At 52.7% G+C, this 21,616-nt stretch carries 24 protein-coding genes and 1 tRNA gene; 13 read left to right on the forward strand and 12 right to left on the reverse strand.

All coding sequences use genetic code 11. The features are described from left to right. Positions 1-390: hypothetical protein (locus FEF65_RS06040; protein WP_238701216.1), on the reverse strand; the 390-nt coding region annotated here is incomplete at its 3' end. Positions 391-398: 8 nt separating this feature from the next. Between FEF65_RS06040 and FEF65_RS06045 the strand changes: the two genes are divergently transcribed. Together FEF65_RS06045 and FEF65_RS06050 are read left to right on the forward strand one after the other, a co-directional pair. Then, positions 399-2,111 (forward strand): hybrid sensor histidine kinase/response regulator, encoded by a 1,713-nt coding sequence (locus FEF65_RS06045; protein WP_238701217.1) that lies wholly within the window; start codon positions 399-401, stop codon positions 2,109-2,111. A 44-nt stretch (positions 2,112-2,155) separates the two neighbouring features. Continuing rightward, positions 2,156-2,230 (forward strand) — tRNA-Glu (locus FEF65_RS06050). A gap of 236 nt (positions 2,231-2,466) precedes the next feature. Here the strand turns inward: FEF65_RS06050 and FEF65_RS06055 are convergent. After that, positions 2,467-2,649 carry a DUF3012 domain-containing protein gene (locus tag FEF65_RS06055; RefSeq protein WP_138238914.1) on the reverse strand — a complete coding sequence of 61 codons (183 nt, stop codon included), beginning with the start codon at positions 2,647-2,649 and terminating at the stop codon, positions 2,467-2,469. Between the two features lie 44 nt (positions 2,650-2,693). Then, entirely contained in the window at positions 2,694-3,677 is a 984-nt protein-coding gene (locus FEF65_RS06060; RefSeq protein ID WP_138238915.1) for an adenosine kinase, read from the reverse strand. Positions 3,678-3,826: 149 nt separating this feature from the next. Here FEF65_RS06060 and FEF65_RS06065 point away from each other — a divergent pair, with 149 nt between their 5' ends. Continuing rightward, on the forward strand, positions 3,827-4,642 hold the full coding sequence (locus FEF65_RS06065; RefSeq protein ID WP_138238916.1) for an ion transporter: 816 nt from the start codon (positions 3,827-3,829) through the stop codon (positions 4,640-4,642). 57 nt (positions 4,643-4,699) lie between these two features. Here the strand turns inward: FEF65_RS06065 and FEF65_RS06070 are convergent, their stop codons facing one another. From FEF65_RS06070 to nadA, 3 genes are all read right to left on the reverse strand, one after another. Then, positions 4,700-5,746, reverse strand: coding sequence for an LOG family protein (locus FEF65_RS06070; RefSeq protein ID WP_138238917.1), 1,047 nt, complete (start codon positions 5,744-5,746; stop codon positions 4,700-4,702). A 69-nt stretch (positions 5,747-5,815) separates the two neighbouring features. Next, complete coding sequence (locus tag FEF65_RS06075; protein ID WP_138238918.1) at positions 5,816-7,324, reverse strand: OmpA family protein; 1,509 nt, start codon at positions 7,322-7,324, stop codon at positions 5,816-5,818. Beyond that, a complete protein-coding gene (nadA, locus tag FEF65_RS06080) occupies positions 7,317-8,405 on the reverse strand; it encodes a quinolinate synthase NadA (protein WP_138238919.1) in 1,089 nt (362 codons plus the stop codon). The genes FEF65_RS06075 and nadA overlap by 8 nt, the downstream gene beginning before the upstream one ends. Before the next feature lie 242 nt (positions 8,406-8,647). Here nadA and ilvD point away from each other — a divergent pair, with 242 nt between their 5' ends. From ilvD to FEF65_RS06095, 3 genes are all read left to right on the forward strand, one after another. Next, a complete protein-coding gene (gene ilvD, locus FEF65_RS06085; RefSeq protein ID WP_138238920.1) occupies positions 8,648-10,495 on the forward strand; it encodes a dihydroxy-acid dehydratase in 1,848 nt (615 codons plus the stop codon). A gap of 142 nt (positions 10,496-10,637) precedes the next feature. Beyond that, complete coding sequence (locus FEF65_RS06090) at positions 10,638-10,868, forward strand: type II toxin-antitoxin system CcdA family antitoxin (RefSeq protein ID WP_138238921.1); 231 nt, start codon at positions 10,638-10,640, stop codon at positions 10,866-10,868. After that, positions 10,868-11,182: a CcdB family protein gene (locus FEF65_RS06095; protein WP_138238922.1), complete on the forward strand. Its 315-nt coding sequence runs from the start codon at positions 10,868-10,870 to the stop codon at positions 11,180-11,182. Before FEF65_RS06090 ends, FEF65_RS06095 begins: the two co-directional genes overlap by 1 nt. Before the next feature lie 60 nt (positions 11,183-11,242). On the opposite strand, the gene FEF65_RS06100 is transcribed toward FEF65_RS06095, so the two are convergent. The 4 genes from FEF65_RS06100 to FEF65_RS06110 all read right to left on the reverse strand — a co-directional run bounded on the left by FEF65_RS06100 (position 11,243) and on the right by FEF65_RS06110 (position 13,395). Continuing rightward, positions 11,243-11,596, reverse strand: a complete 354-nt coding sequence (locus FEF65_RS06100; RefSeq protein ID WP_138238923.1) for a tellurite resistance TerB family protein — start codon at positions 11,594-11,596, stop codon at positions 11,243-11,245. Then, positions 11,568-11,795, reverse strand: coding sequence for a hypothetical protein (locus tag FEF65_RS13615; RefSeq protein WP_238701219.1), 228 nt, complete (start codon positions 11,793-11,795; stop codon positions 11,568-11,570). The genes FEF65_RS06100 and FEF65_RS13615 overlap by 29 nt, the downstream gene beginning before the upstream one ends. 488 nt (positions 11,796-12,283) lie before the next feature. After that, positions 12,284-12,901 (reverse strand): hypothetical protein, encoded by a 618-nt coding sequence (locus FEF65_RS06105; protein ID WP_138238924.1) that lies wholly within the window; start codon positions 12,899-12,901, stop codon positions 12,284-12,286. A 146-nt stretch (positions 12,902-13,047) separates the two neighbouring features. Then, positions 13,048-13,395 carry a hypothetical protein gene (locus FEF65_RS06110; RefSeq protein WP_138238925.1) on the reverse strand — a complete coding sequence of 116 codons (348 nt, stop codon included), beginning with the start codon at positions 13,393-13,395 and terminating at the stop codon, positions 13,048-13,050. A 15-nt stretch (positions 13,396-13,410) separates the two neighbouring features. Here FEF65_RS06110 and FEF65_RS06115 point away from each other — a divergent pair, with 15 nt between their 5' ends. From FEF65_RS06115 to FEF65_RS06125, 3 genes are read left to right on the forward strand one after another with little or no spacing between them, the layout of a single operon-like run. After that, entirely contained in the window at positions 13,411-13,668 is a 258-nt protein-coding gene (locus tag FEF65_RS06115; RefSeq protein ID WP_138238926.1) for a hypothetical protein, read from the forward strand. A gap of 35 nt (positions 13,669-13,703) precedes the next feature. Continuing rightward, positions 13,704-13,958 carry a TetR/AcrR family transcriptional regulator gene (locus FEF65_RS13790; protein WP_161595188.1) on the forward strand — a complete coding sequence of 85 codons (255 nt, stop codon included), beginning with the start codon at positions 13,704-13,706 and terminating at the stop codon, positions 13,956-13,958. Continuing rightward, complete coding sequence (locus FEF65_RS06125; protein ID WP_162530329.1) at positions 13,846-14,295, forward strand: hypothetical protein; 450 nt, start codon at positions 13,846-13,848, stop codon at positions 14,293-14,295. Before FEF65_RS13790 ends, FEF65_RS06125 begins: the two co-directional genes overlap by 113 nt. Positions 14,296-14,338: 43 nt before the next feature. On the opposite strand, the gene FEF65_RS06130 is transcribed toward FEF65_RS06125, so the two are convergent. Continuing rightward, complete coding sequence (locus FEF65_RS06130) at positions 14,339-16,357, reverse strand: RelA/SpoT family protein (protein ID WP_238701220.1); 2,019 nt, start codon at positions 16,355-16,357, stop codon at positions 14,339-14,341. Between the two features lie 297 nt (positions 16,358-16,654). After that, complete coding sequence (locus FEF65_RS06135) at positions 16,655-17,956, reverse strand: DUF3422 domain-containing protein (RefSeq protein ID WP_138238930.1); 1,302 nt, start codon at positions 17,954-17,956, stop codon at positions 16,655-16,657. A gap of 202 nt (positions 17,957-18,158) precedes the next feature. Between FEF65_RS06135 and FEF65_RS06140 the strand changes: the two genes are divergently transcribed. The 4 genes from FEF65_RS06140 to FEF65_RS06155 all read left to right on the forward strand — a co-directional run bounded on the left by FEF65_RS06140 (position 18,159) and on the right by FEF65_RS06155 (position 21,597). Further along, a complete protein-coding gene (locus FEF65_RS06140) occupies positions 18,159-19,031 on the forward strand; it encodes an MYG1 family protein (RefSeq protein WP_138238931.1) in 873 nt (290 codons plus the stop codon). Between the two features lie 160 nt (positions 19,032-19,191). Then, on the forward strand, positions 19,192-20,112 hold the full coding sequence (locus tag FEF65_RS06145; protein ID WP_138238932.1) for a phosphatidylserine decarboxylase: 921 nt from the start codon (positions 19,192-19,194) through the stop codon (positions 20,110-20,112). Positions 20,113-20,191: 79 nt separating this feature from the next. Further along, the gene (locus tag FEF65_RS06150; protein ID WP_138238933.1) at positions 20,192-20,929 is read left to right on the forward strand and encodes an REP-associated tyrosine transposase; all 738 of its coding nucleotides are present in this window, start codon (positions 20,192-20,194) and stop codon (positions 20,927-20,929) included. Next, positions 20,926-21,597, forward strand: a complete 672-nt coding sequence (locus tag FEF65_RS06155; protein ID WP_138238934.1) for a glutathione S-transferase — start codon at positions 20,926-20,928, stop codon at positions 21,595-21,597. Before FEF65_RS06150 ends, FEF65_RS06155 begins: the two co-directional genes overlap by 4 nt. Positions 21,598-21,616 lie beyond the last annotated feature (19 nt).

The raw sequence follows: 21,616 nt of genomic DNA on the forward strand, positions 1-21,616 counted from the left end.
CAGCGGCTCCAGCGGCTCCAGCGGCTCCAGCGGCTCCAGCGGCTCCAGCGGCTCCAGCGGCTCCAGCGGCTCCAGCGGCTCCAGCGGCTCCAGCGGCTCCAGCGGCTCCAGCGGCTCCAGCGGCTCCGGCGGCTCCAGCGGCTCCAGCGGCTGCGGCGGCTCCGGCGGCTCCGGCGGCTCCAGCGGCTCCAGCGGCTCCAGCGGCTCCAGCGGCTCCAGCGGCTCCGGCGGCTCCGGCGGCTCCGGCGGCTCCGGCGGCTCCAGCGGCTCCAGCGGCTCCGGCGGCTCCAGCGGCTCCGGCGGCTCCGGCGGCTCCGGCGGCTCCGGCGGCTCCGGCGGCTCCGGCGGCTCCGGCACCTTCAACGAATTCAGCACCACCTGCGAATACATTCCTGCGTGTGGATCGAACCAGATTATTGCGTCTCTCCAATCAGATCATTGAATTTGGTACGGATCGCTATCGTTCGGATGCCACTGAAACACAGCTGCGCAGCCTGGCCGATGAAATGCTCGCTCTTAAAGGGCGTATGCAGTCTCTGGCTTCGCTCGGACAGGGTGAGCAGCAGGCCAAGGCCCTGGCGGCCATGCAGATAGATATTGAGCGCCAGGCACGTCAACTGCAGGGCTTTGCCGGCGAGCTTCGCTATCATCACCAGCGTTCTACAGCGATGCTGGATGACTTGCGCGATCAGGTATTCGGTTTGATGCTACGCCCGCTCTCGTCTGTGTTTGCAGCCTTTCCGCGCACTGTGCGGGATGTTGCGGCACGTGCCGGTAAAAAGGTTCAGCTGACGCTGGCCGGTGACAAAATTGAAATGGATCAGTTGACGGCTGAAGCCTTGATGGAGCCGCTTGTTCATCTGATCAATAATGCCATCGCTCACGGCATTGAAAGCAGCGAGGCTCGTCTGGAGCGTGGCAAGCGCGAAGAGGGCAAGGTTGTTATTGCTGCTTCCATGCAGGGGCACATGGTCTGTATCGATGTGATGGATGATGGTGCCGGCCTGGATCTGGATGCGATTGCAAGAAAGGCCATAGCCATTGGTTTGATCAGTGCTCAGGAAGCTGACGAGATGAGCGAAAATGAGATGCTTGAGCTGATTTTTCAGCCTGGATTCTCTACCCGTTCTACCGTGACTGATCTGGCCGGACGGGGCATGGGTATGACCATTGCCCAGGATGTCATTCGTGAGCTGACCGGTACCATTCATATTCGTACCGAAAAGGGAAGGGGAACTCGATTCCGCCTGACGGTACCGGCTGCGGTTGGTTTGCAGCAGGTGATGATCTTTACTGTGGCCGGACAGCAGTTCGGTATGCTGGAGGATCTGGTTGAGCAGGTCCTGCCTTTACAGGAGCAGGTGATCAAACAGGGTCATGGCCCTTATGCGCGTGGTTATATTGATTATGAGGGGCAGCGCGTACCTCTGATCGATATGGCGCAGATGGTCGCAGGCGTTCAGGCGCGGGATCACTCAGCCAGCAGTGTTTTGATTGTCAGCCATATGGATGGTTATCTGGCGGTCGTGGTTGATCAGCTGCTTGAGAGTCAGAAGGTGATGCTGCGTGAGGTGGATCCATACCTCAGGCACTATCGTCCGGCAGGGCTGATGGGCTGTGCCATTATTGCCGATGGTTCGGTGTTGTTGATGCTGGAGCCGAACGGGCTGAAGATGATGTGGCGAACAGCGCCTGATATTGATCTTGAGAGGGTCAGGGATGCGATACCGCAGCCGATTCAGCGCCATGTTCTTCTGGTAGATGATTCCTCACTGGCCTTGCAGATCGAGAGGGCGATGTTTGAAACGATTGGCTGTCGTGTTGATACGGCGATCGGTGCGGCTGACATGCTCGAAAAGGTTCGTTTGCGTGATTACGACCTGCTGGTGACCGATATTGATATGCCGGATATGGATGGCATCACTCTGATCTCGCGTCTGCGCAGTCAGGAGGCGTTGAAGGATACACCGATTCTGATTATTGCGACGCGAGAAAGTGAACATGACCAGCAGCTTGCATTGGCAGCTGGTGCCAGTGCATTTCTTGCCAAGCGTAACCTCAAAGGCGGTGAAAACATGTTGTCGGAAATATTGTCTGAAATTTTCGATTGACGAAGGCTCTCTGCAAGGTTAGAAATCGCCGCCCGCAGAGAGATGCTCCCATCGTCTAGCGGTCAGGACGCTGGCCTCTCACGCCGGAAACAGGGGTTCGATTCCCCTTGGGAGTACCAAACAAGAATCTTGATTGATTCGAAAAACGAAAGCCCGGAAGCTTATGTTTCCGGGCTTTTTTTATTTCTGCTGCCGCCTTGTGATCGCTGCAGCTGACAGGTGCTGTCGGCGCTGTTTGATGGTTGCCGGTGATGCCTTCGTCTCTTTCGGGATTCGAACCCGCGCCAGCAAGGTGACGGATCAATAAAAAAGGCCGCCATGTTTCAGGCGGCCTTTTACTTACCGAAATAACGCTCTACTTTTTGTACTGGCCAAGAATACAGTATTTTGCATAGGTGCCGGCATCATTCGCACTCCAGTCACTCTTGGGTGTATCCTTGATTTTATTGCACCAGGCTTCGCTTCCCGGTTCCGGCGAGCAGGCTGAAAGGGCAAGCAGCATGAGCAGAGATGCCGTAGCGGTTGTAATCAGTTTCATGATGACTCCAAAGGTATCGATTAGTCGTTGAGTTTCGTCTGATCTCAGGCGAGAAGCTGCTGAATTTCATCCTGTGTCAGCGGGTTTGGCAGTCGGGCGCCCAGCTGCGAAACCACGCGTGCAGCTGCATGCGAACCCAGGTGGCCGGCCTGTTGCCATGTCAGGCCATTGGTAATGCCATAAAGCACACCTGCAGCATACATGTCACCGGCGCCGGTTGTATCAATGGCCTCGACAATAACCCCCTCTACCGGCAGTGCATCGCCCTGATGCATGATGATTGAGCCATTTTTACCCAGTGTCAGCGCGACGTTGGCACAGTGCTTGTGGATGGCATGCGCACAGGCAATCGGATCCTCAAGGCCGGTCAGGGCGCGCGCCTCCTCTTCATTACAGAAGAGAAGATCAACGGATGTCTCAATCAGGCTCTGGAACTGATCGCGACAGATATCTATCAGAAACGGATCTGAAATGGTCAGGGCAACCTTGACGTGATTCTTCTTGGCCAGCTCAATGGCACGCAGCGCAGCAGAGCGGGTGCTGTCGCCGGCGAAGAGGTAGCCTTCGATATAGACATATTCGGCTTTGGCAATTTCACTTTCCGAAATGTCATCAGCCGAGAGTGAGGCGGAAATGCCCAGGTTGGTCAGCATGGTGCGCTGTGCATCGGGGGTGATCAGCACCACGCAGCTGCCTGTCTGACCGGCACTGGATGCAACCTCAATGGCCACACCGATCTTTTTCATCTCATCCAGATACTGCTCACCAAAGCCATCGCTGCCTGTTTTACATGCATAGGCAGTGGTACCGCCCATATCGGCAATGCCGACAATCGTATTGGCAGCGGAGCCGCCGGAGCAGTAATTCACCTGATGATCAGCCAGCGCGTCCAGCACATGCTTCTGGCGCTCTTCATCGACGAGTGTCATGATGCCTTTTTCGATGCCGGCAAGTGCAAGGAATTCATCTGAGCAGCGAACCTGCATATCCATAATAGCGTTGCCTACGCCGTAAACATTGTATCCCATGAGATCCTCCAGAATTGATGCAGTGCAGACTTGCGACCATCACCGGCAGCGTCAACCTCGGGTATACAGGTATGCTTCATCTGTGTGGTTGCTTCGCTGTCTGGGCATTATCACAATGCGCGGCAGTTTTGAGAACGGAGGGATAAACGGTGCAAGAGCTTGCCCGGCGCGTGGTTTCAGCCCGTGCTTTCGAATATTTTATTATTGCAGTGATTCTGTTCAGCGCTGTCCTGATTGGACTGGAGACGTCTGAAGAGCTCAGTGCCACCTATGGCGGGCTCATTCAGTGGGGGAACAGAATCGTTCTCTCGATCTTTATTGGGGAGGCGATGCTGAAGATCTTCGCCGTTGCTCCCAGGCTGCGCCTCTATTTCGGCAGTGGCTGGAATCTGTTTGATTTTTCTATCATTTTACTTGCCATGCTGCCCAGCACCGGCGAAATGGCGATGCTGGCACGACTGGCGAGATTGTTGCGGGTGTTGCGTCTGATTACGGCCATCCCTGAGCTGCGCCTGATTGTTGAGACGCTGATCCGTTCGATTCCAAGCATGGGCAATATCATGCTGTTGATGGGAGTGATCTTTTATATCTATGCCGTCGCCGGTCAGCAGCTGTTTCATGAACATGATCCGGAGCACTGGCGTGACCTGGGGATTTCACTGCTGACGCTGTTCCGCATTGTCACCCTGGAGAGCTGGACATCGGTGATGTACACGGCGATGGAGATGAATCCATACAGCTGGATCTACTTTGTCTCCTTTGTGATTATGGGAACCTTTGTGATTATCAATCTGTTTATTGCGGTGGTGATCAATAACCTTGAAGAGGCGAAGCAGGAGCGTCTGGCCTCCATGCGGCAGCCACCGTCAAAAGATGATCTGTTGCGCGAACTTGAGCAGACACAGGCTGCACTGGAGCGTTTGCGTGGCGAGCTTTCCCGCAGTCAGGAGGAAGAGCGAAAGTAGAGGTGGTGACAGGCAGCGGCCACACCTGTGCAGCCGCTGCTTATGATGCCTTCGCTTTCAGCTGTTATTGCTGTTCTGATACAGCGCATTCATGCGCCGGATAATCTGCGGCAGTACACTCATGCGTCTGCGATCCAGATGCATGCGCAAACGCGGCAGATGGGCATAGCAGGGGTCATCTGATTTTGGCCAGCCGAATACCTGCTCAATGGTGCCCTGGCAGAGCACATCACTGAACTCGGCATTCAGTCTTTGCATGGTCTCATCATTCAGCGGGTTAAGCAGGCGCAGCAGGGTACACTGGCCGACATAGCGGAAGCTGTGATAGTTGATGTAATAGTCGCTGATATAATCGACCGCTGCCTCAATGTTGTCGGTATGGTAGAGCAGGTGGTGGTCATCGGCATCGATCAGGTGATCGTTGGCCAGGCGGCGCATCCATGAGTGGGTAAACGGCCCCCAATAGTCATCGCCGGGTGCCTCCAGCAATACAACCGGTATCGGCGGGTTACGGCCGGTTTGCAGCAGGGTCAGGGTTTCAAATGTTTCGTCCAGTGTACCGAATCCGCCGGCTGTCAGGATGACCGCATCACTCTCTTTGAGAAAGAATAGTTTGCGGGTGAAGAAATACTGACAGTAGAAGTGGCGGGGGGAGCCATCCATGATGGGATTAGGCTGCTGCTCCATCGGCAGGTTGATGTTGATGGCGAAGGAGTTGGTTTCACCGGCCCCTTCATTGGCCGCCTGCATCATGCCACCACCACCACCGGTGATAATCATAAAGCCGGCCTCTTTCAGGGCACGGGCACAGTCGCGCGTATGCTGGTAGCGCAGGCTGGTTGGAGCAGTGCGTGCCGAGCCGAAGACTGCAACCTTGCGCCATGACTGGTAGGGCTTGAATACATTCAGCCCCTTGCGCAACTCAGCCAGTGTTTTTGCCAGCATTTTGATGTCGGCATTATTGTAATCACCGCTGAGCAGTCGCATGGCCTCAACAACAATGGCCCGCTTGTAGGGGGAGTCATGCTGATAGTCGCTGAGCAGGCGATGTACATCGCTACGCAGTGGTTCCGGCAGATCATCCATTCGTTCCAGTTCTGTCATGATAGCTCCTCATATCTGATGAAAGAGTACGCACGAGTTGTGCCAATCTTTCAGGTGACAGTGCTCTGGCTATTTAGTGGCAGCAGCCTCGATAATAACATCAATGCGACGATTCATTTCCCGGCCTTTTTCGAACTCATTGCTGGCTATCGGGCGAACCTCACCATAACCGAGCGCTTTCAGATGGGTGCCGTCAGCACCGGCAGAGATGAGGAAATCACGCACCGATTCCGCACGTTTGAGCGAGAGGGCCTGATTGACTTTGACATCACCCTGATCGTCGGTATGGCCCTCAATGCGCACGGTGCGATCGGCATAAATGGCGATGGCGGATTTAAGATGGCCCAGCATATCATAATATTTGGCATTGATTTTACTGCTGCCACTGGCGAATTTGAGCGCGCTCAGTCGAATCAGCAGTGAGCCATCGAGATTGACGAAGATATCGGCTTCACCCTGCTTGAAGGTTGCATGCATGCGTTGCTGGCGTTTCTGTTCATAGGTTTCCCGCTCAAGCTTTACCTTGAATGCCTCACGGATATCACTCATCTGCGACTGTTGCGCCTGCGCCAGTTCATTGCGCTGTTCGTCCAGGCGTTTGGCCAGTTCTGCCTCAAACTGCTGCTTCATCTCCTTGCGTTCAGCCTTGCGGGCACTGCGCTCATCCGCCAGTGCTGTTTTCAGTTGTTTGGCTGCAGTCAGCAGCTTTTCACGCGGGATATTGTTGATCATCGAGTTCTGTTGATCGATTTCCATCCCCAGTATCGTTGCCAGTTTGAGTTTAAAGTCACGGTTCTCCAGAACCATCGACTCATGACTGCCTGAATCCTTGCGCCATACCTTCACCTGCTGAGCAAGATGCTTGGACTCCTGCGCCAGATAAAGCGCTTCAGCCGGGTGGGCGGGTGGTGTGTGGTCAATGCCATCGATATAGTTGCGCAGTGCCGCCACCCGTTCTTTTGCGGTGCGATAGGTTTCAGGTGCAAACTGTTTGGCGCCGGCATTGGCCGCTTTGCCGATATCGTTTTCCGCCAGGTCAGCCAGCCAGGGCAGGGACTGATCCAGCAATTTGCGATAACCGCTCTCTGCAGCTGCTGCGTGTTCCTGCGTCTGATTAAGGTCACCCTGTTCATGGGTTGAAATGGCCAGTTGCAGCTCCTTGTTGGCGTCTGCAAGTGCCTGTGCCGATGTGCGGTCAGAGGCCCCCTGGCTTGATGTGGCGATGATTTTAGCGATGGAGGTGGCCGTTTCACGGAGATCCAGCAGCTGACTGAAGCGGGAGCGGAATCCTTCAGCCGTTTGTCTGGCCTCGGCGACACTTTGTTCGCCCATGTTCAGTGCGGCACGCTCATCATCGATTTTTTGCTGTTGCCGGGCCATCAGGGCGGCACCGAGATAGGCTTCGGCCCGCTCAATGGTTCTGGGCGCGTAAACGCTGTTTTCCCCCTCCTTGAAGGTTGCAATACTCTCCTGCAACGCATCCTCATCCGGATCAGCAGCCAGCAACTGGCCGGGCATGCTCCAGCACAGGAGGGTTAACAGTGCTGCGGTACAGGTGGGGGAGGTGTTTTTACGCAAGGCTTAACATCCTTTCCAGTGCCAGTTTTGCCAGGCGTTTCTGGTTGTCAGGGACAATGATCTGGTGGGTGATGTTGCCATCACGAATCGAGAGCAGGGCCGCATAGAGGTGCTGCGGATCGGTGCGGAACATGGTGGAGCACATGCAGACCATCGGCGAGAGAAACCAGATCGGTTTATCAGGAAACTGAAGGCGCAAGCGGTTAACCAGGTTCAGTTCGGTGGCAATGGCAAACTTGCTGCCGGCCGGTGCTTCTGCGACATGCTTGATAATCATTTCGGTCGAGCCGACGAAATCGGCGGTTTCGCATACGGCCCGCGAACATTCAGGATGCGCAAGTATCTCAATGCCGTCATGGTTGCGTCGCATGGTGTCGGCATGCTCTGTTTTGAACAGCTGATGTACCGAGCAGAAACCTTTCCAAAGAATGAGACGGGCATGCTCGATGGCGTCACGACTGTTGCCGCCCATCGGCAGGGCCGGATCCCAGATAATCATCTGATCATCGGGGATACCCATGGTCACGGCAGTGTTTTCTCCCAGATGCTGATCGGGGAAGAAAAGTATTTTTTCACGCTGAGCCCACGACCACTCGAGAATCTTGCGGGCATTGCCGGAGGTGCAGACGATGCCGCCGTGCTCACCGCAGAATGATTTCAGCGCCGCAGTGGAGTTGATATAGGTCACCGGTGTCACGCACTCATCCGGATTGATGACTTCCGAGAGTTCACGCCAGCAGCGGTTGACCTGTTCATCATCCGCCATATCGGCCATGGAGCAGCCGGCAGCAAGATCTGGTAACAGTACCACCTGATGTGGGGCCGTCAGAATATCGGCAGTCTCGGCCATGAAGTGTACGCCGCAAAAGATAATATTGGGCGCATCAGTTTCTGCCGCCTTCTGCGAAAGTTTTAGCGAATCACCGGTGATATCGGCGAAAGCGAACACCTCTTCACGCTGATAATGGTGTCCAAGTATCAGTACCTGATCGCCAAGGTCGGCTCTCAGTTGTTTGATTTGTGCGATTAATTCGGATTCGGGGGTGTCGTAAAGCTGTTCCAGCAGCGCCTGTGCATTCATAAGCGAAAGTTTCCGGTGCGACTCCACCCTTGTCAAATGCTCACATCCATATCTTCACCCCAAAGTTTCGCAGGGTATGGTCATAAACTGGTACATGGTATGTCTTTGTGCAGGCTGGAGGGGGCAGGCATTGCCACCAGCGAATCGATTTAAGGTTTTCTTTGTGTAACTCTCTGCCCTCTGTGGTGAAAGCATTTGTTTGCCGTTACGCTTCGCACACGTTTTTGACTTGGAGAGTTTCTATGCCTGCTTATCGTTCCCGTACCTCGACCCATGGCCGTAATATGGCTGGCGCCCGTTCGCTGTGGCGCGCCACCGGCATGAAGGATGAGGATTTTCAGAAGCCGATCATTGCTGTGGTCAACTCATTCACCCAGTTCGTACCGGGCCATGTCCACCTGAAGGATCTGGGCCAGATGGTGACGCGTGAAATCGAGGCAGCCGGTGGTGTGGCCAAGGAGTTCAACACCATCGCCATCGATGACGGTATCGCCATGGGCCACGGCGGCATGCTTTATTCGCTGCCGTCCCGCGATCTGATTGCCGACTCGGTGGAGTATATGTGCAATGCGCACACCGCCGATGCCATGGTCTGCATCTCCAACTGCGACAAGATCACCCCCGGTATGCTGATGGCAGCCCTGCGTCTGAATATCCCGGCCATCTTTGTCTCCGGTGGGCCGATGGAAGCGGGCAAGATCACGCTGAACAACCGCGAGCTGCATCTCGATCTCGTTGATGCGATGGTGATGGCCGCAAGTCCCGATGAGAGCGATGAAGATGTCGATGCGGTTGAGCGTTCGGCCTGTCCGACCTGTGGCTCCTGCTCGGGTATGTTTACCGCCAACTCGATGAATTGCCTCTCCGAAGCGCTGGGTCTGAGCCTGCCGGGCAACGGTTCGCTGGTGGCGACCCACGCCGATCGCAAGGAGCTGTTCCTGCGCGCCGGTCGTCTGGCGGTGGAGAATGCCAAACGCTGGTATGAGCAGGATGATGCAAGCGTTCTGCCGCGCTCGATTGCCACGTTTGAAGCGTTTGAGAATGCGATGGCGCTGGATATCGCCATGGGCGGATCATCAAATACCGTGCTGCATCTTCTGGCCTGTGCCCAGGAGGCCGGTGTCGATTTCACCATGGCCGATATCGATCGTTTGTCACGCAAAGTGCCGTGCCTGTGCAAGGTGGCACCAGCCACGCAGGCGTACCACATGGAAGATGTGCACCGTGCCGGTGGTGTTACCTCGATTCTGGCCGAGCTGGATCGCGCCGGCCTGATCCACCGCGATGTGCCGACCGTACATACCGCCACACTCGGCGCATCGCTCGATGCCAACGATATCGTCAACGAGGCCAATGCGGCTGCCCGCACGCTGTTCGCGGCCGCTCCCGGCGGTATCCCGACGCAGGAGGCCTTCATTCAGGATGCGCGCTACAAGTCGCTCGATCTGGACCGCGAGGGCGGCTGCATCCGTGATTTCGAACATGCCTACTCGAAAGAGGGGGGGATCGCCGTGCTGTTCGGCAATATTGCCGAGCGTGGCTGCATCGTGAAGACGGCTGGTGTGGACGAATCGATCTGGAAGTTCACCGGTACTGCCCGCGTGTTCGAGAGCCAGGACGATGCTGTTCACGGTATTTTGAACGACAAGGTTGCTGCCGGCGATATCGTGATCATCCGCTACGAAGGCCCGAAGGGCGGCCCCGGCATGCAGGAGATGCTCTATCCGACCTCCTACCTGAAGTCGAAGGGCCTCGGCAAAGTCTGCGCACTGCTCACCGACGGCCGCTTCTCCGGCGGCACCTCAGGCCTCTCCATCGGCCACGCTTCTCCGGAAGCGGCTGAAGGTGGTGCCATCGGTCTGGTGGAAGAGGGCGACAAGATTGAAATCGATATCCCGAACCGCTCGATCCAGCTGGTTGTTTCCGATGAGGAGCTGGCCAGCCGCCGTGCCGCCATGGAAGCGAAAGGTGCTGCTGCCTGGAAGCCGGTGGATCGTGATCGCTACGTGTCCAAAGCCCTGCAGGCCTATGCAGCCCTGACCACTTCTGCCGACAAGGGTGCAGTCCGTAACCTTGATCAGCTGAAGTAACCGACCGCGCTTCAACACATCAAAGCCCTCTGCCGGTTTACGTGCTGGCAGGGGGCTTTTTTTTGGCGCTTGATTGGCGATCCGTCAAATGAAGGTGTATTGTGCGTATAAACCATGCGCGCAAATTGTGCTGAGGTATCTGATGAGTAAACCGCTTAAACGGGCTGTGAACCTGCGGATCGATGAGAGCCTGATTGATCAGGCAAAAGCGATGGGGATTAATTTGTCCCAGACTCTGGAGCAGTCGCTGGAAAGTATACTGCGTGAAAAGAAACGTGCTGCGTGGCTGGCTGAAAATGAAGAGCGGGTGAAGGCGTATAACAAGCGTATTGAGCAGCAAGGGACGTTCAGTGACGGACTGCGGCGCTTCTGATGGCGCAGTTCGACCTTTATCAAAATCCAAATTCGGATACAAACGCATTTATTCCATACTTGCTTGATGTTCAGGCCGATCTGCTGGATGTGTTGGCCACTCGGGTGGTCATCCCGCTGTATACCAACGAGTCGATTCCAAAACCGATGCTTCATCTGAATCCGGTACTGGAGGTGGATGGCGAACGGTTTGTGTTATCTACTGCAGAGCTTGCAGGTGTATCTCTGGCTGTTCTGGGAGAGTCGATCACCAATCTTCAATGCTATCGGGACGAGATTATTGCAGCACTGAATTTTGTCTTTACCGGAAGTTGATCCCAAAAAGGGTAGCGTCCCCTTTAGATCTGCGGGCAAGCGTGGTTTGTGTGGGCTACGTTATTCGTTGATGCTGATACTCCAAGCCTTCATGCACTGCTTCAGAAGTGAGGCCTCATCAGGGCATACATCACCATCATTTTTGGCGGAGCGGTTCATGGAGTCCAGCATGCTTTGTCTCACCCCTTTGGATTGCCGGCTGATGGCAACGATATCACTGCTGAGCCATTCAACCATGTCCTTTTCACTATCGAACGAGAGCATTTTTTTGATGACTTGATCCACGATATCGCCAGGAATTTCCATTTTTTTCCCAATATCCCTGATTCGCCTGGCTTCGTAGTCATCGATGTTGTTATCCACTGCTGCAATTGCCACGGTGATTTTAAAAAAACTTAATTGAATCGGTGTCATGTAAAGCCCCTTTGAGATATTGAGTCACAATTTTTGCTGCCAAACGCTGCATTGCGTTCTTCCGCACGATCATCAGAAGCAAAGATAGGGCCACAGCAGTGGGGTGGTCTGTTTTCACGCGTTTCGCACGGAATTTCAGCATGCGCCGAATGAACGCCATGTCCAATGCGACACCATCGTATTTTCGAAAGGCATGCATGGCTGTCGCTCAGCCCCCCCCCCCCAAAAAAAATTTTCCCCCCATGTAGATTGCCGAAGGTAAATCCAGGAGTGGTCACAAGTGGAGCTCTAGATCCACACGGAAGCAGGCGAAATTATTTTGCAATACGCTTATAAATTAGGGGGATGCTGATTTATTGCCCTCCTGGCAAAAATCAGTCCGTACAGACAAAAACGTGACAAAGAGGCAGGAAGCCGATTGGACGGCCAACGGCCGCCCGCAGGGCGAGGGCATGATGCCCGAGTCATTTTTCCTTTACTTACAAATCAGGCACTTACGCGTCTGATTTGATTCGCTGCATCCTGCCGCTCACCTGGCGGCGGCAGAGCCGTCCAATCCGGCGATCCTGCCGGATTGTGGCGTCCGTCCATTGCTCGCACGGAAGCGCCGAATGAATCAGCGCTTCCTTAGTGACCTGCAACAAAGAGAAGATTCACCCATAAAGTCCGGGTCAGGCTTTCGGGCGATCAGTTTGCGATTGATCTCCTCGATGGCAGCCCTTGCGAGCATGGGGTTTTTTCGGGGGCCAGGGCTTCTCTCTTCGAAGCGTGTCGAGTTGTCTGCTTTGCCGGATCACTGTGGGCTCCGTGTCCGCCGGTTTCTTTTGCCAGACCGTGTTGTCCATGAGCTGCGTGGTCGCCGGCTACTTCCCCCGCAAAGTGTTGTGTCGTCAATTCCCACTTAACTCGATCGAGTGTGTAGCAAACCTCATCATTCCGATACTTGATCAGACGGCAATATTTGATGCGTTTTTTTGAGAAGGAGACAACACGCTCTTTGTAGCTGGTATCCTCACTGAGTGGAAACTCGAGAAAGTCCAGGTGGGAGTCGTCTCGCAACCTGAAGCTTTTGTTTTGATCATCGATTTCATAAATCCAGTAGCCCAGACCACTCGCTGCCTTGCAATAGGCGTTCGAAGTTTCGGCAAATGCGCTGCCGCTCACAAAAAGCGCCAGAGCGAGTCCGCCGAAGAAGAGCAGAGGCTTCCTGGCTGAGGTTAATCCCCAGCAGTGGGGGACGGCACCCGATTTATCGGAAAAATTTGAGCGGTTATCTGAAATACGGAACTGCTGAAAATGCAGCATATTGGTTGCTCCATGAATGAATAGTTGATTGAGCTTTCCCTGAATCTATTAGATGTCTGCAATTCTTCATAGACTGCATTCACATCGTCAATCGCGAAGATTCGGGGCCAGTTCTTTAGTTGATAGTGTGCCTTCATTGAGGGTTTTTATTGTATTTTAAAGTTATCCGTGGTGTTGCTATAAAGTAAAGAGCTGCCCTGCGGCTCTAGGTTCTTTGTCAGGTCTGATATCCACTCCTGCTTCTCGATCTGAAGCCGCATCATCGGCAGTGGATTGAATGGGTGGCTTTTAAATCGTTCGACAGTGAGCGATTTCAGGCGTGCATGAAAACCTGCGTTGGGAAATGCGGCAATGAGACCTTTCAGAAAGGAGGCATCGATACCGAAGGCCAGCCATCCTTTTGAAACATCGATCCAGTCGGCCTTGCGAAATGATTCCGCAAGCCATTCGGGATGCAGTCCGTATGGTGTGAATTTGTGATGGTATCCGATCATGGCTTCTATCTCCTCATGCCATTCATTAAGGCCATGCTCAATAAGATATTCGCAAGCCAGTGTTTTGGCGTGAGGGAGATAATCGAAAGTGCCATGGCTCCAGATGCCCGGATCATGGAAGGCCACAGCAATAGCCGTTTTTTGTATGGCCGGTTCATTCCTTTCGCAGAAGGAGAGGGTGAAATTGAGCACCCGGTAACAGTGGTTCCTGTAGGCAATAAATCAGCATCTCCTTATCTGTTGCGTATCTCCGGTCGCTACCTTAGAAGGTGATACCATATGATCTATATCATATGCTGAGGCGAGCGATGTCCTGGCCAGTACAACAGAAGCAAATCAGTCGGAACCGGATTCTTCAAAGTGCGATCAGGCTGTTTTCATCGCGCGGATTTGATGGTGTTTCAATTGCTGACGTCATGCGGGATGCCGATCTGACGCATGGTGCTTTCTATGCGCACTTCAAATCAAAGCAGCAGCTGTATGCCGAGGCTATTGATCTGGCTGCAAGTGATAGCTTCAGTCGAAGGCATCATACAAGCATCGGGAAAAGCGATGGTGCTTGAACTCATACAACAGTACCTGGATCCGGCACATGTGGATCAGAGTCAATCACCCTGTCCGCTGGCGTTTCTGGTGACTGATGTTGCCAACCGCGAAGCTGATGTGCGCAGTACGTACGGAAAGGCTTTCAAAAAAGCTGCCACCCCACTTGATGCGCAGATGGCTGAGGATTTTGCTGACAGTCGGAACAGGTCGCTTGCACTGCTTGCCATGATGATTGGCGGTGTTGCCATCGCTCGTGCCGTAGATGACAAGGCCTCGAACAATCATTGTTTGAGGCTTGCCATGCAGTCGGGAGTTCGTTGGTTGAATGATTGCATGCCAATATGGTTGCAATAACCAATCAGGGAGTCTGAGTCGCTTCAGGCATCTGTCCCGAATCTTATGCCCTCTGGCGATAGACCTTTTGCACATTCGGTAACTGCCGGATTTTATCCGAGACTTTTTGCAGTTGTTCGAGGTCTTCGATTTCCAGCATGATTTGCATATCTGCCATTTGCGTATCTTTATTGGACAGGGTATGAACACTGAGTACGTTGACTTTCAGATCGGAAAGGATGCTTGTGATGTCTTTTAACAGGCCGGTGCGATCAACAGCCTGGATCGAAAGGTTGATCTCAAAGGTCTGGTGATCATGATCCGCCCACTCAACAGAGACCAATCGCTTTTGCTTTTCATGTTCCAGATTGAGGATATTGATGCAATCCTGCCGGTGCACCGAAACCCCTTTGCCGTGTGTGATGAAGCCAATAATCTCATCTCCGGGAACGGGTTTACAGCAGTTGGCCATATAGGTTAACAGGTTGCCTACACCGCAAACATTGATCGCTTGATCATGCGAGCCTGTGTTTTTCAGCTTGCGTCCGGGGAGCCTTGACTGGGGTAATGCCTGAACCGGATCGTCGAAATAGATATGATTTAATCCATAAGCCAACTGACGGGATGTGATATCGCCGCGTCCTACTTTGGCATGCCACTCTTTTTCGCTGTTCACTTTGAAATGAGCGAGCGATTTTTGCGTATCAGGGTTAGCAATGTGCATACGTTTGAGTTCGCGATCGATCGCGGTTTTGCCATCCATCACATGTTGCTCGTAATCCTGTTGCCGGAACCAGGCTTTGATCTTTGAGCGTGCCTTGTTGCTGGTGATATAACCCAGGTTGGGATTAAGCCAGTCGCGGCTGGGGCTAGCCTGATTCGTGGTTAAAATCTCGACCTGCACACCATTTTGAAGTTGCGTGGTCAGCGGAACGATCTGACCGTTCACTTTGGCGCCACGACATTTGTGACCGATTTCTGTGTGAATGGCGTAGGCAAAATCAAGAGGGGTCGAGCCTTGTGGAAGGTCAATGATTTTTCCATCCGGGCTTAACACGAACACCCGATCAGAGAACAGTTCTGTTTTAAAGCTGGCTAAAAACTCTTCATCCTCACTATCCGGTGTTTCCAATAATTTTCTGATCGAGTGAATGGTTTTTTCCAGCACTTCATCCTGTTTGGTACGCTCTTTATAACGCCAGTGTGCTGCGACACCGAATTCTGCAAATTCATGCATGGCTTTGGTTCTGATCTGAATTTCGACAGGCTTCCCTTCCGGTCCGTACACGGCTGTATGCAGACTCTGATAACCATTGGCTTTTGTGTTGGCGATATAGTCATCAAACTCGTTGGCAATATAATGCCAGTGGCCATGAATCAGCCCCAGTGCGGTATAACACTCTGTGATGGTATTGACCGTGACCCTGATGGCCAGCACATCAAACAATTCTGAAAACTGTTTGTTCTTATGGGTCATTTTTGACCAGATGCTGTAGATATGCTTGGGTCTTCCATAAACCCTGGCATCGATATCCGCACTCTTTAGCAGCGTATCAACTTCTGTGACAACCTGACGAATATAGGATTCGCGTCCGCTTCTTTTTTCCTCCAGCAACCTGGCAATGCGCTTATAGGTTTCAGGCTGCAAATAGCGAAATGATAGATCTTCGAGCTCCCATTTCAGTTGTCCGATACCCAGTCGGTTGGCGATCGGAGCAAAGATCTCCAGTGATTCAGCGGCAACCGCTTTTTGTGTTTCGACATCGGCTGTTGCCAGTTCCCTGAGGCGCTGCACCCGATAGGCCAGTTTGATGAGCACGACGCGTACATCATCCACCATGGCTAATAACATGCGTCTCAAACGCTCGGACTGTTCATGACCATTCTGTTTTCCGGCTTTAAACCCATGCAGTTTTTCAAGCCCTTTGATCATCTGCAGTACTTCATCAGGAAATTCACGTTGAATGATCTTGTGAAACTCAGGTGAGCGTAGCCGGCTGTCGCTGAGTAAACATACAATTATCGTTGTCTCATCGGCACTTAACTGGCTTAGCAATATTGCGACATCGAGGCTGCTCGGCATCTCGGACTCAGTGTCCTGTGCATGCCACGCATATTGACATGCTTTTTCCAGCAAGGCGGAACTTTGATAAAGATGCGCTGAATGATTGACGAGAAGGTCGATATACGCCGGGATCGAATATTGCGATATGAGATGATGTTGATCTCTAATCTTCTTCATTGCTGTATGAATCGCCTTTATGTTTTCTATATACACTTGAGCGCTTTTAAATGCCGCCGTTCGAACCTGTTCGGTGCGACATTGTTATGATAGCCGTCTATTTTACACTGGATTGCAGAATATTCGGATCCATCGCTGCTACTCGATTTTACGTTTTTTTCGTGACTGCCAGATAAACAGCAAGGCAACGCCAACCATAATGGGGGCGGCAACACCTTTGAAGGGTACCGGATCGAAGTTCAGAGAAAAATAGGCACAGACCTCTTCACCAACATAGGTCAGTAAGTTAACTGCATAGTAGGTGAAGATGGCGATAGATAGTAGCTCAGCCGCCGATTGTAGTCTGAGTTGCAGGTGGAAGCGGTTGTTCATCGCTTTTAACAGTTCATGGGTCTGCTGCTCATGACGAACATCGATTCTGGTCCTGAGAAGCTGGCTTGCATGGGCGACGCGTTGCGAAAGCTGGTCAAGCCATTGTGATACCGATTCACAGGTCATACGTGATGGTTCCAGACGCCGTTTAAGGAAGCCGTCGATTGAAGGCGTTGTCTCCACCGATTTGATGTGCAGTTCATCCAGTCGCTGCGTGATCATGTTAAAGTAGACTCGCGAGGCCGAGAGCCTGTGATAATTAGCGGCGACCAGCTTCTCCACGTGCGAAGCCAGAGCCGTCAGATTTTCGAGCAACTCCTCATCTTTATTGCCTCCGCTTTCCGCAATCGCCTCAGTGATTTCAGTGAGTCTTGTATTGGCATGTTGCAATACCCTGAGCAGCGCTTTGGCATCCGGTAGTGCCATCAGCGCGAGCATGCGATACGTCTCTATTTCAAGCAGGCGTAGTACCAGACGTCCGTTTTGCGATGGCATAGAGGAGCGGGAGAAGAGCAGCATGCGAACAATGCCATCACTTCGAATCATAAAATCGCTGATTACCAGTCCGCCGCTTCGGCCTGCTTGTGAGGCGGTTAGTGCCTGCTGGTTGAAGCAGTTGCTGAAACGTTCGACCAGCGTTGTTTGTGGAGTATCAGTCGGGCAAGGCAGTACGGGGAGATCCATGGCGATCAATATTTTGCCGGGCAGTCCTGTCAGCCATGATTTTAAAAATGGTGGCATAGGGTCATCTGCAAACGGATCCTGTTGCATCTGATCGCTGACCGGAAACACGAATTTGTAGCGTGTGAATTCCTGGTGACACTCCATCTTGAAACGGAAATCGCCAAAATCCCGGCGTATGCGATTGCTGCCCTGTTCCAGCTTGTGGCCGAAATGTTCGAGCAGGCGCTGCAGGTGTATGCCTTCAGCGCCACGTTGTTCGGGGGATACAAGCATGGCAATGTAAAATACTCGTACAGGTGGTGACAGCGGCTCGTAGGGATGCTGATGCAGCTCGGCATTGAGCAGCTGGCGATGGGCGAAGTTGTCGAGCAGTTCGATATCCATATATGGATCATCTGTTGCCTGTGGCGGAAATCAATACCTGGTTGATAAGGGTTTTATACGGATGATGTGAATAAGAGGCCTTATTCTGGTTATTTATCTTTGAAAGCGAAGTGGCATAGGTCTGCCTTTGATAAGCAGGGAGGAAAAATATCGGGAAACAGGTAGGGTTGCCTGAATTTCTATTCGCGATGGTAGCCAACAAATGACTGATAAAATGATCGTAACACACAACGGTAATTTTCATGCTGATGATGTATTCAGCGTCGCTGTATTCAAAAGCCTGCTCCCGTCTTTTGAGTTGATGCGCACACGTAACCCGGAGCTGATCGCGAAGGCTGATATCGTGATTGATGTGGGGCTGGAATATGATCCGGAGAGGGATCGTTTCGATCATCATCAGCGGGGTGGTGCCGGTGCGCGCGAAAATGGCATACCCTATTCGTCATTCGGTCTGATCTGGCAGAAATATGGTGTGGATATGTGCCATGGCAGTCAGGAGGTTGCCGATGCGGTGGACGCAGGCCTGGTCTCTACGATTGATGCCGTTGATTGCGGTCATGTGGAGGGGATTCAGCAAGGCATCAGCCTTAGCCAGACGATTGGCATGTTTAACCCGACATGGCAGGAAGATACCTCTTTTGATACTGCCTTTCATGAAGCGGTTGATTTCGCAGTGCGCGTGTTAACCCGCTTTATTGCCGCAGCACAGGGTGGTATCAGCGCCAAAGCGATTGTGGCTAAAGCGATTGAGCAGGCATCCGATCCGCGCGTGATTGTACTTGAGCAATATACGCCGTGGAAAAAAACTGTACGCACCCTGTCTGAGGAAGCGCTGTATGTGATTTACCCATCGCAAACCGGTGAGTGGCGCATTCAGACCGTACCGGTTGAGCACGGTTCATTTGAAAACAGGAAGTCGCTGCCTGCAGCATGGGCCGGCCTGTCCGGTGCCGAGCTGCAAGCGGTGACCGGTATTGATGATGCCATGTTCTGCCATAACGGCCTGTTCATTGCAGGCGCGGAATCATTTGACAGCACCATGAAGATGGCTGTCATGGCCGTGGAAGAGGCATAAACAGGCGTCAGGGCCGGATCGGACTTTTTCTGCATTGTTGTTGACTTGATAGAGGTGCAATCAGCAGAAATTGACGAATCCTGATCAGGGCATATACAAAGCCTGCTGCGATTCACATGATATCATCGCTTCAGTAGAAAAGGACAAAGGGTTCCATGCAATGAGCAAAGGTTTTGAAATTCAGGTTTTTAACCGTTACGCAAACAAGATCGAGATCGAAAAGGTCTATGGCGATGGTATGGTCAAGTTTGCCTATGGCAATCCCGTCGGGCGGATGCTTGGGCCTGTGATTGCCAGCAAATGGTTCAGCCGGTTTTATGGAAACACTCAGGATAGTCCGAAGTCGGCCAAAAAAGTCGCTCCCTTTATCAGGAATTTTCACATCCGGATTGATCAATATAAAAAGGGCTCTTTTACAGAGAATCCAATTGAAACATCCTATCAATCATTCAACGAGTTCTTTATCCGTGAATTTAAGGAGGGGCAGCGAACCTTTACCCCGAACGATCATGAAATGGGGGCATTTGCGGAAGCACGCTACTTCGGCCATGAAAATATGACTGACGATCTCACGATTCCGGTGAAGGGATCGATGTTGCGCGCACTTGATCTGATTGGAAATCGGGAGCTGGCCAAAGATTTTACCGGTGGCCCGCTGATGATCGCGAGACTTTGTCCGGTCGACTACCATCGTTACCACTATCCGGATCATGGCAAAACCCTGCAGGCTTTTTCTGTTCCCGGTGATTTGCATTCGGTCAATCCGCTGGCCCTGAAATACAGGCAGGATATTTTTATCAAAAACGAGAGGCGCGTTGCGATTCTGGAAACGGAGCATTTCGGCAAGCTTGCCTATATCGAGGTAGGTGCTACCTGTGTTGGTAAAATCGTGCAGTCCTTTGATGAAGCCGGGCCGTTTAAAAAGGGTGATGAAAAAGGATATTTTCTTTTTGGTGGCAGTACCGTGGTTTTATGTGGAGAAAAGGGCAGGTGGGCTCCCTCTGCCGACATTCTGAATAATACAGCGAAGGGGATTGAGACCTACATCCGGCTTGGCGATGTGGTTGCAGAAAACCACTGATAAACAAGGGGTCAGATTCGATTGAATTTGGCAATGGTGACGCCTAAGCTTCTGCTCATTTTTTAAGTGAGGTGAAAGCATGGCGCGTCAACCCAGGTTTATATTACCCGGCCAGCCACAGCATGTGATTCAGCGGGGCAATAACCGCGATGCGATCTTCGCTGCCGATGAGGATTATCAGTTCTATCTGGAAAAGCTTGCGATGGTCTGCGAGCGGTTTGATTGTCAGTTGCATGCCTATGTGTTGATGCCCAATCATGTTCATCTGTTGATGACTCCGAATACAGGGAACGGGATCGGAAAAGTGATGCAATCACTGGGCCGCTATTATGTTCAGTATTTCAATCGTCAGTACCAGCGAACCGGTACGCTTTGGGAGGGGCGTTACAGGTCCACCGTGCTTGATTCGGAAGCATATCTGATGGCATGCAGTCGTTATATCGAACTAAATCCGGTCCGTGCGGGCATGGTGGAGCATCCCGGCGAGTATCCATGGTCAAGCTATGAGTATAATGCCCAGGGGTATGAGAGCGATCTGGTGACTGCGCATGCGCTGTATCTGCAGCTCGGCAATCATCCGCAGGCGCGTTGCGAGGCTTACAGCCGTTTGTTTGAGGCGGATATGGACTCAGCGCTGCTCGATGAAATTCGTGAGGCGACGAACAAATCATGGGTGCTTGGCTCAGGGACGTTCAAGGAGCAGGTTGAAACATTAACGAAAAGGCAGGCATCACCGAAGGCCAGGGGCGGCGATCGCAAATCCAAAGCGTACAGGGATAGCAAAATGAAAGCTGACCCCGTTGAAATACACGAGTGACCTGTCCCGTACTCTACAGCTTCAGACGTTGTCCTTATGCGATCCGGGCCAGGCTGGCTCTGTCGTATGCAGCTGTTCAGTGCGAATTACGCGAGGTGGTGCTGAAAGCCAAACCGGAAGCACTCATTGGTGTATCACCGAAAGCGACGGTGCCTGTTTTGACCCTCTGTGGTGGCCGTGTGATTGATGAGAGTCTGGATATTATGCTTTGGGCTCTGGAGCAATCGGATCCGGAGAGCTGGCTTAAGCCGGAGTCAGGAACATGGGATGAAATGCTCACGCTGATTGCATTGAATGACAGCGAATTCAAGCATCATCTTGATCGATATAAATATCCGGAGCGGTTTGTCCCGGCGCTGGAGCAGCAAAAGAGACCGCCGGAGGAATTACGGGCCGGGCATCTGAAGCAGGCAATGGTGTTTCTAGCCCGACTTGATCAACAGCTACAGGATTCCATCTATCTGTTCGGTGATGATATCTCTTTGGCGGATGCCGCACTGTTTCCCTTCGTTCGCCAGTTTGCTGCGGTGGATACAGGCTACTTCGGGCATTTACCATTGCGCCATCTGCAGCGATGGCACAGCCAATGGATGCAGGATCCTCTGTTCATAAATGTCATGACAAAGTTTCAGCCATGGCAGCCGGGGAATACAGCCGTTTTTCTGTGAGATAAAGCCGGGCGCCGGG

This window comes from Mariprofundus erugo, from assembly GCF_005818865.1.
In the GTDB taxonomy this organism is placed as follows: Bacteria; Pseudomonadota; Zetaproteobacteria; order Mariprofundales; family Mariprofundaceae; genus Mariprofundus; species Mariprofundus erugo.

Bases quoted from the DNA above. Each gene is read 5' to 3' on its own strand.
- FEF65_RS06055 (WP_138238914.1), bottom strand. From the start codon at position 2,649: ATGAAACTGATTACAACCGCTACGGCATCTCTGCTCATGCTGCTTGCC.
- FEF65_RS06100 (WP_138238923.1), bottom strand. From the start codon at position 11,596: ATGACACCGATTCAATTAAGTTTTTTTAAAATCACCGTGGCAATTGCA.
- FEF65_RS06095 (WP_138238922.1), top strand. From the start codon at position 10,868: ATGGCGCAGTTCGACCTTTATCAAAATCCAAATTCGGATACAAACGCA.
- ilvD (WP_138238920.1), top strand. From the start codon at position 8,648: ATGCCTGCTTATCGTTCCCGTACCTCGACCCATGGCCGTAATATGGCT.
- FEF65_RS06150 (WP_138238933.1), top strand. From the start codon at position 20,192: ATGGCGCGTCAACCCAGGTTTATATTACCCGGCCAGCCACAGCATGTG.
- FEF65_RS06140 (WP_138238931.1), top strand. From the start codon at position 18,159: ATGACTGATAAAATGATCGTAACACACAACGGTAATTTTCATGCTGAT.
- FEF65_RS06130 (WP_238701220.1), bottom strand. From the start codon at position 16,357: ATGCCGAGCAGCCTCGATGTCGCAATATTGCTAAGCCAGTTAAGTGCC.
- FEF65_RS06110 (WP_138238925.1), bottom strand. From the start codon at position 13,395: ATGATCGGATACCATCACAAATTCACACCATACGGACTGCATCCCGAA.
- nadA (WP_138238919.1), bottom strand. From the start codon at position 8,405: ATGAATGCACAGGCGCTGCTGGAACAGCTTTACGACACCCCCGAATCC.
- FEF65_RS13790 (WP_161595188.1), top strand. From the start codon at position 13,704: ATGTCCTGGCCAGTACAACAGAAGCAAATCAGTCGGAACCGGATTCTT.
- FEF65_RS13615 (WP_238701219.1), bottom strand. From the start codon at position 11,795: ATGCATGCCTTTCGAAAATACGATGGTGTCGCATTGGACATGGCGTTC.
- FEF65_RS06145 (WP_138238932.1), top strand. From the start codon at position 19,192: ATGAGCAAAGGTTTTGAAATTCAGGTTTTTAACCGTTACGCAAACAAG.
- FEF65_RS06135 (WP_138238930.1), bottom strand. From the start codon at position 17,956: ATGGATATCGAACTGCTCGACAACTTCGCCCATCGCCAGCTGCTCAAT.
- FEF65_RS06125 (WP_162530329.1), top strand. From the start codon at position 13,846: ATGCGCACTTCAAATCAAAGCAGCAGCTGTATGCCGAGGCTATTGATC.
- FEF65_RS06060 (WP_138238915.1), bottom strand. From the start codon at position 3,677: ATGGGATACAATGTTTACGGCGTAGGCAACGCTATTATGGATATGCAG.
- FEF65_RS06115 (WP_138238926.1), top strand. From the start codon at position 13,411: ATGCCATTCATTAAGGCCATGCTCAATAAGATATTCGCAAGCCAGTGT.
- FEF65_RS06105 (WP_138238924.1), bottom strand. From the start codon at position 12,901: ATGCTGCATTTTCAGCAGTTCCGTATTTCAGATAACCGCTCAAATTTT.
- FEF65_RS06070 (WP_138238917.1), bottom strand. From the start codon at position 5,746: ATGACAGAACTGGAACGAATGGATGATCTGCCGGAACCACTGCGTAGC.
- FEF65_RS06090 (WP_138238921.1), top strand. From the start codon at position 10,638: ATGAGTAAACCGCTTAAACGGGCTGTGAACCTGCGGATCGATGAGAGC.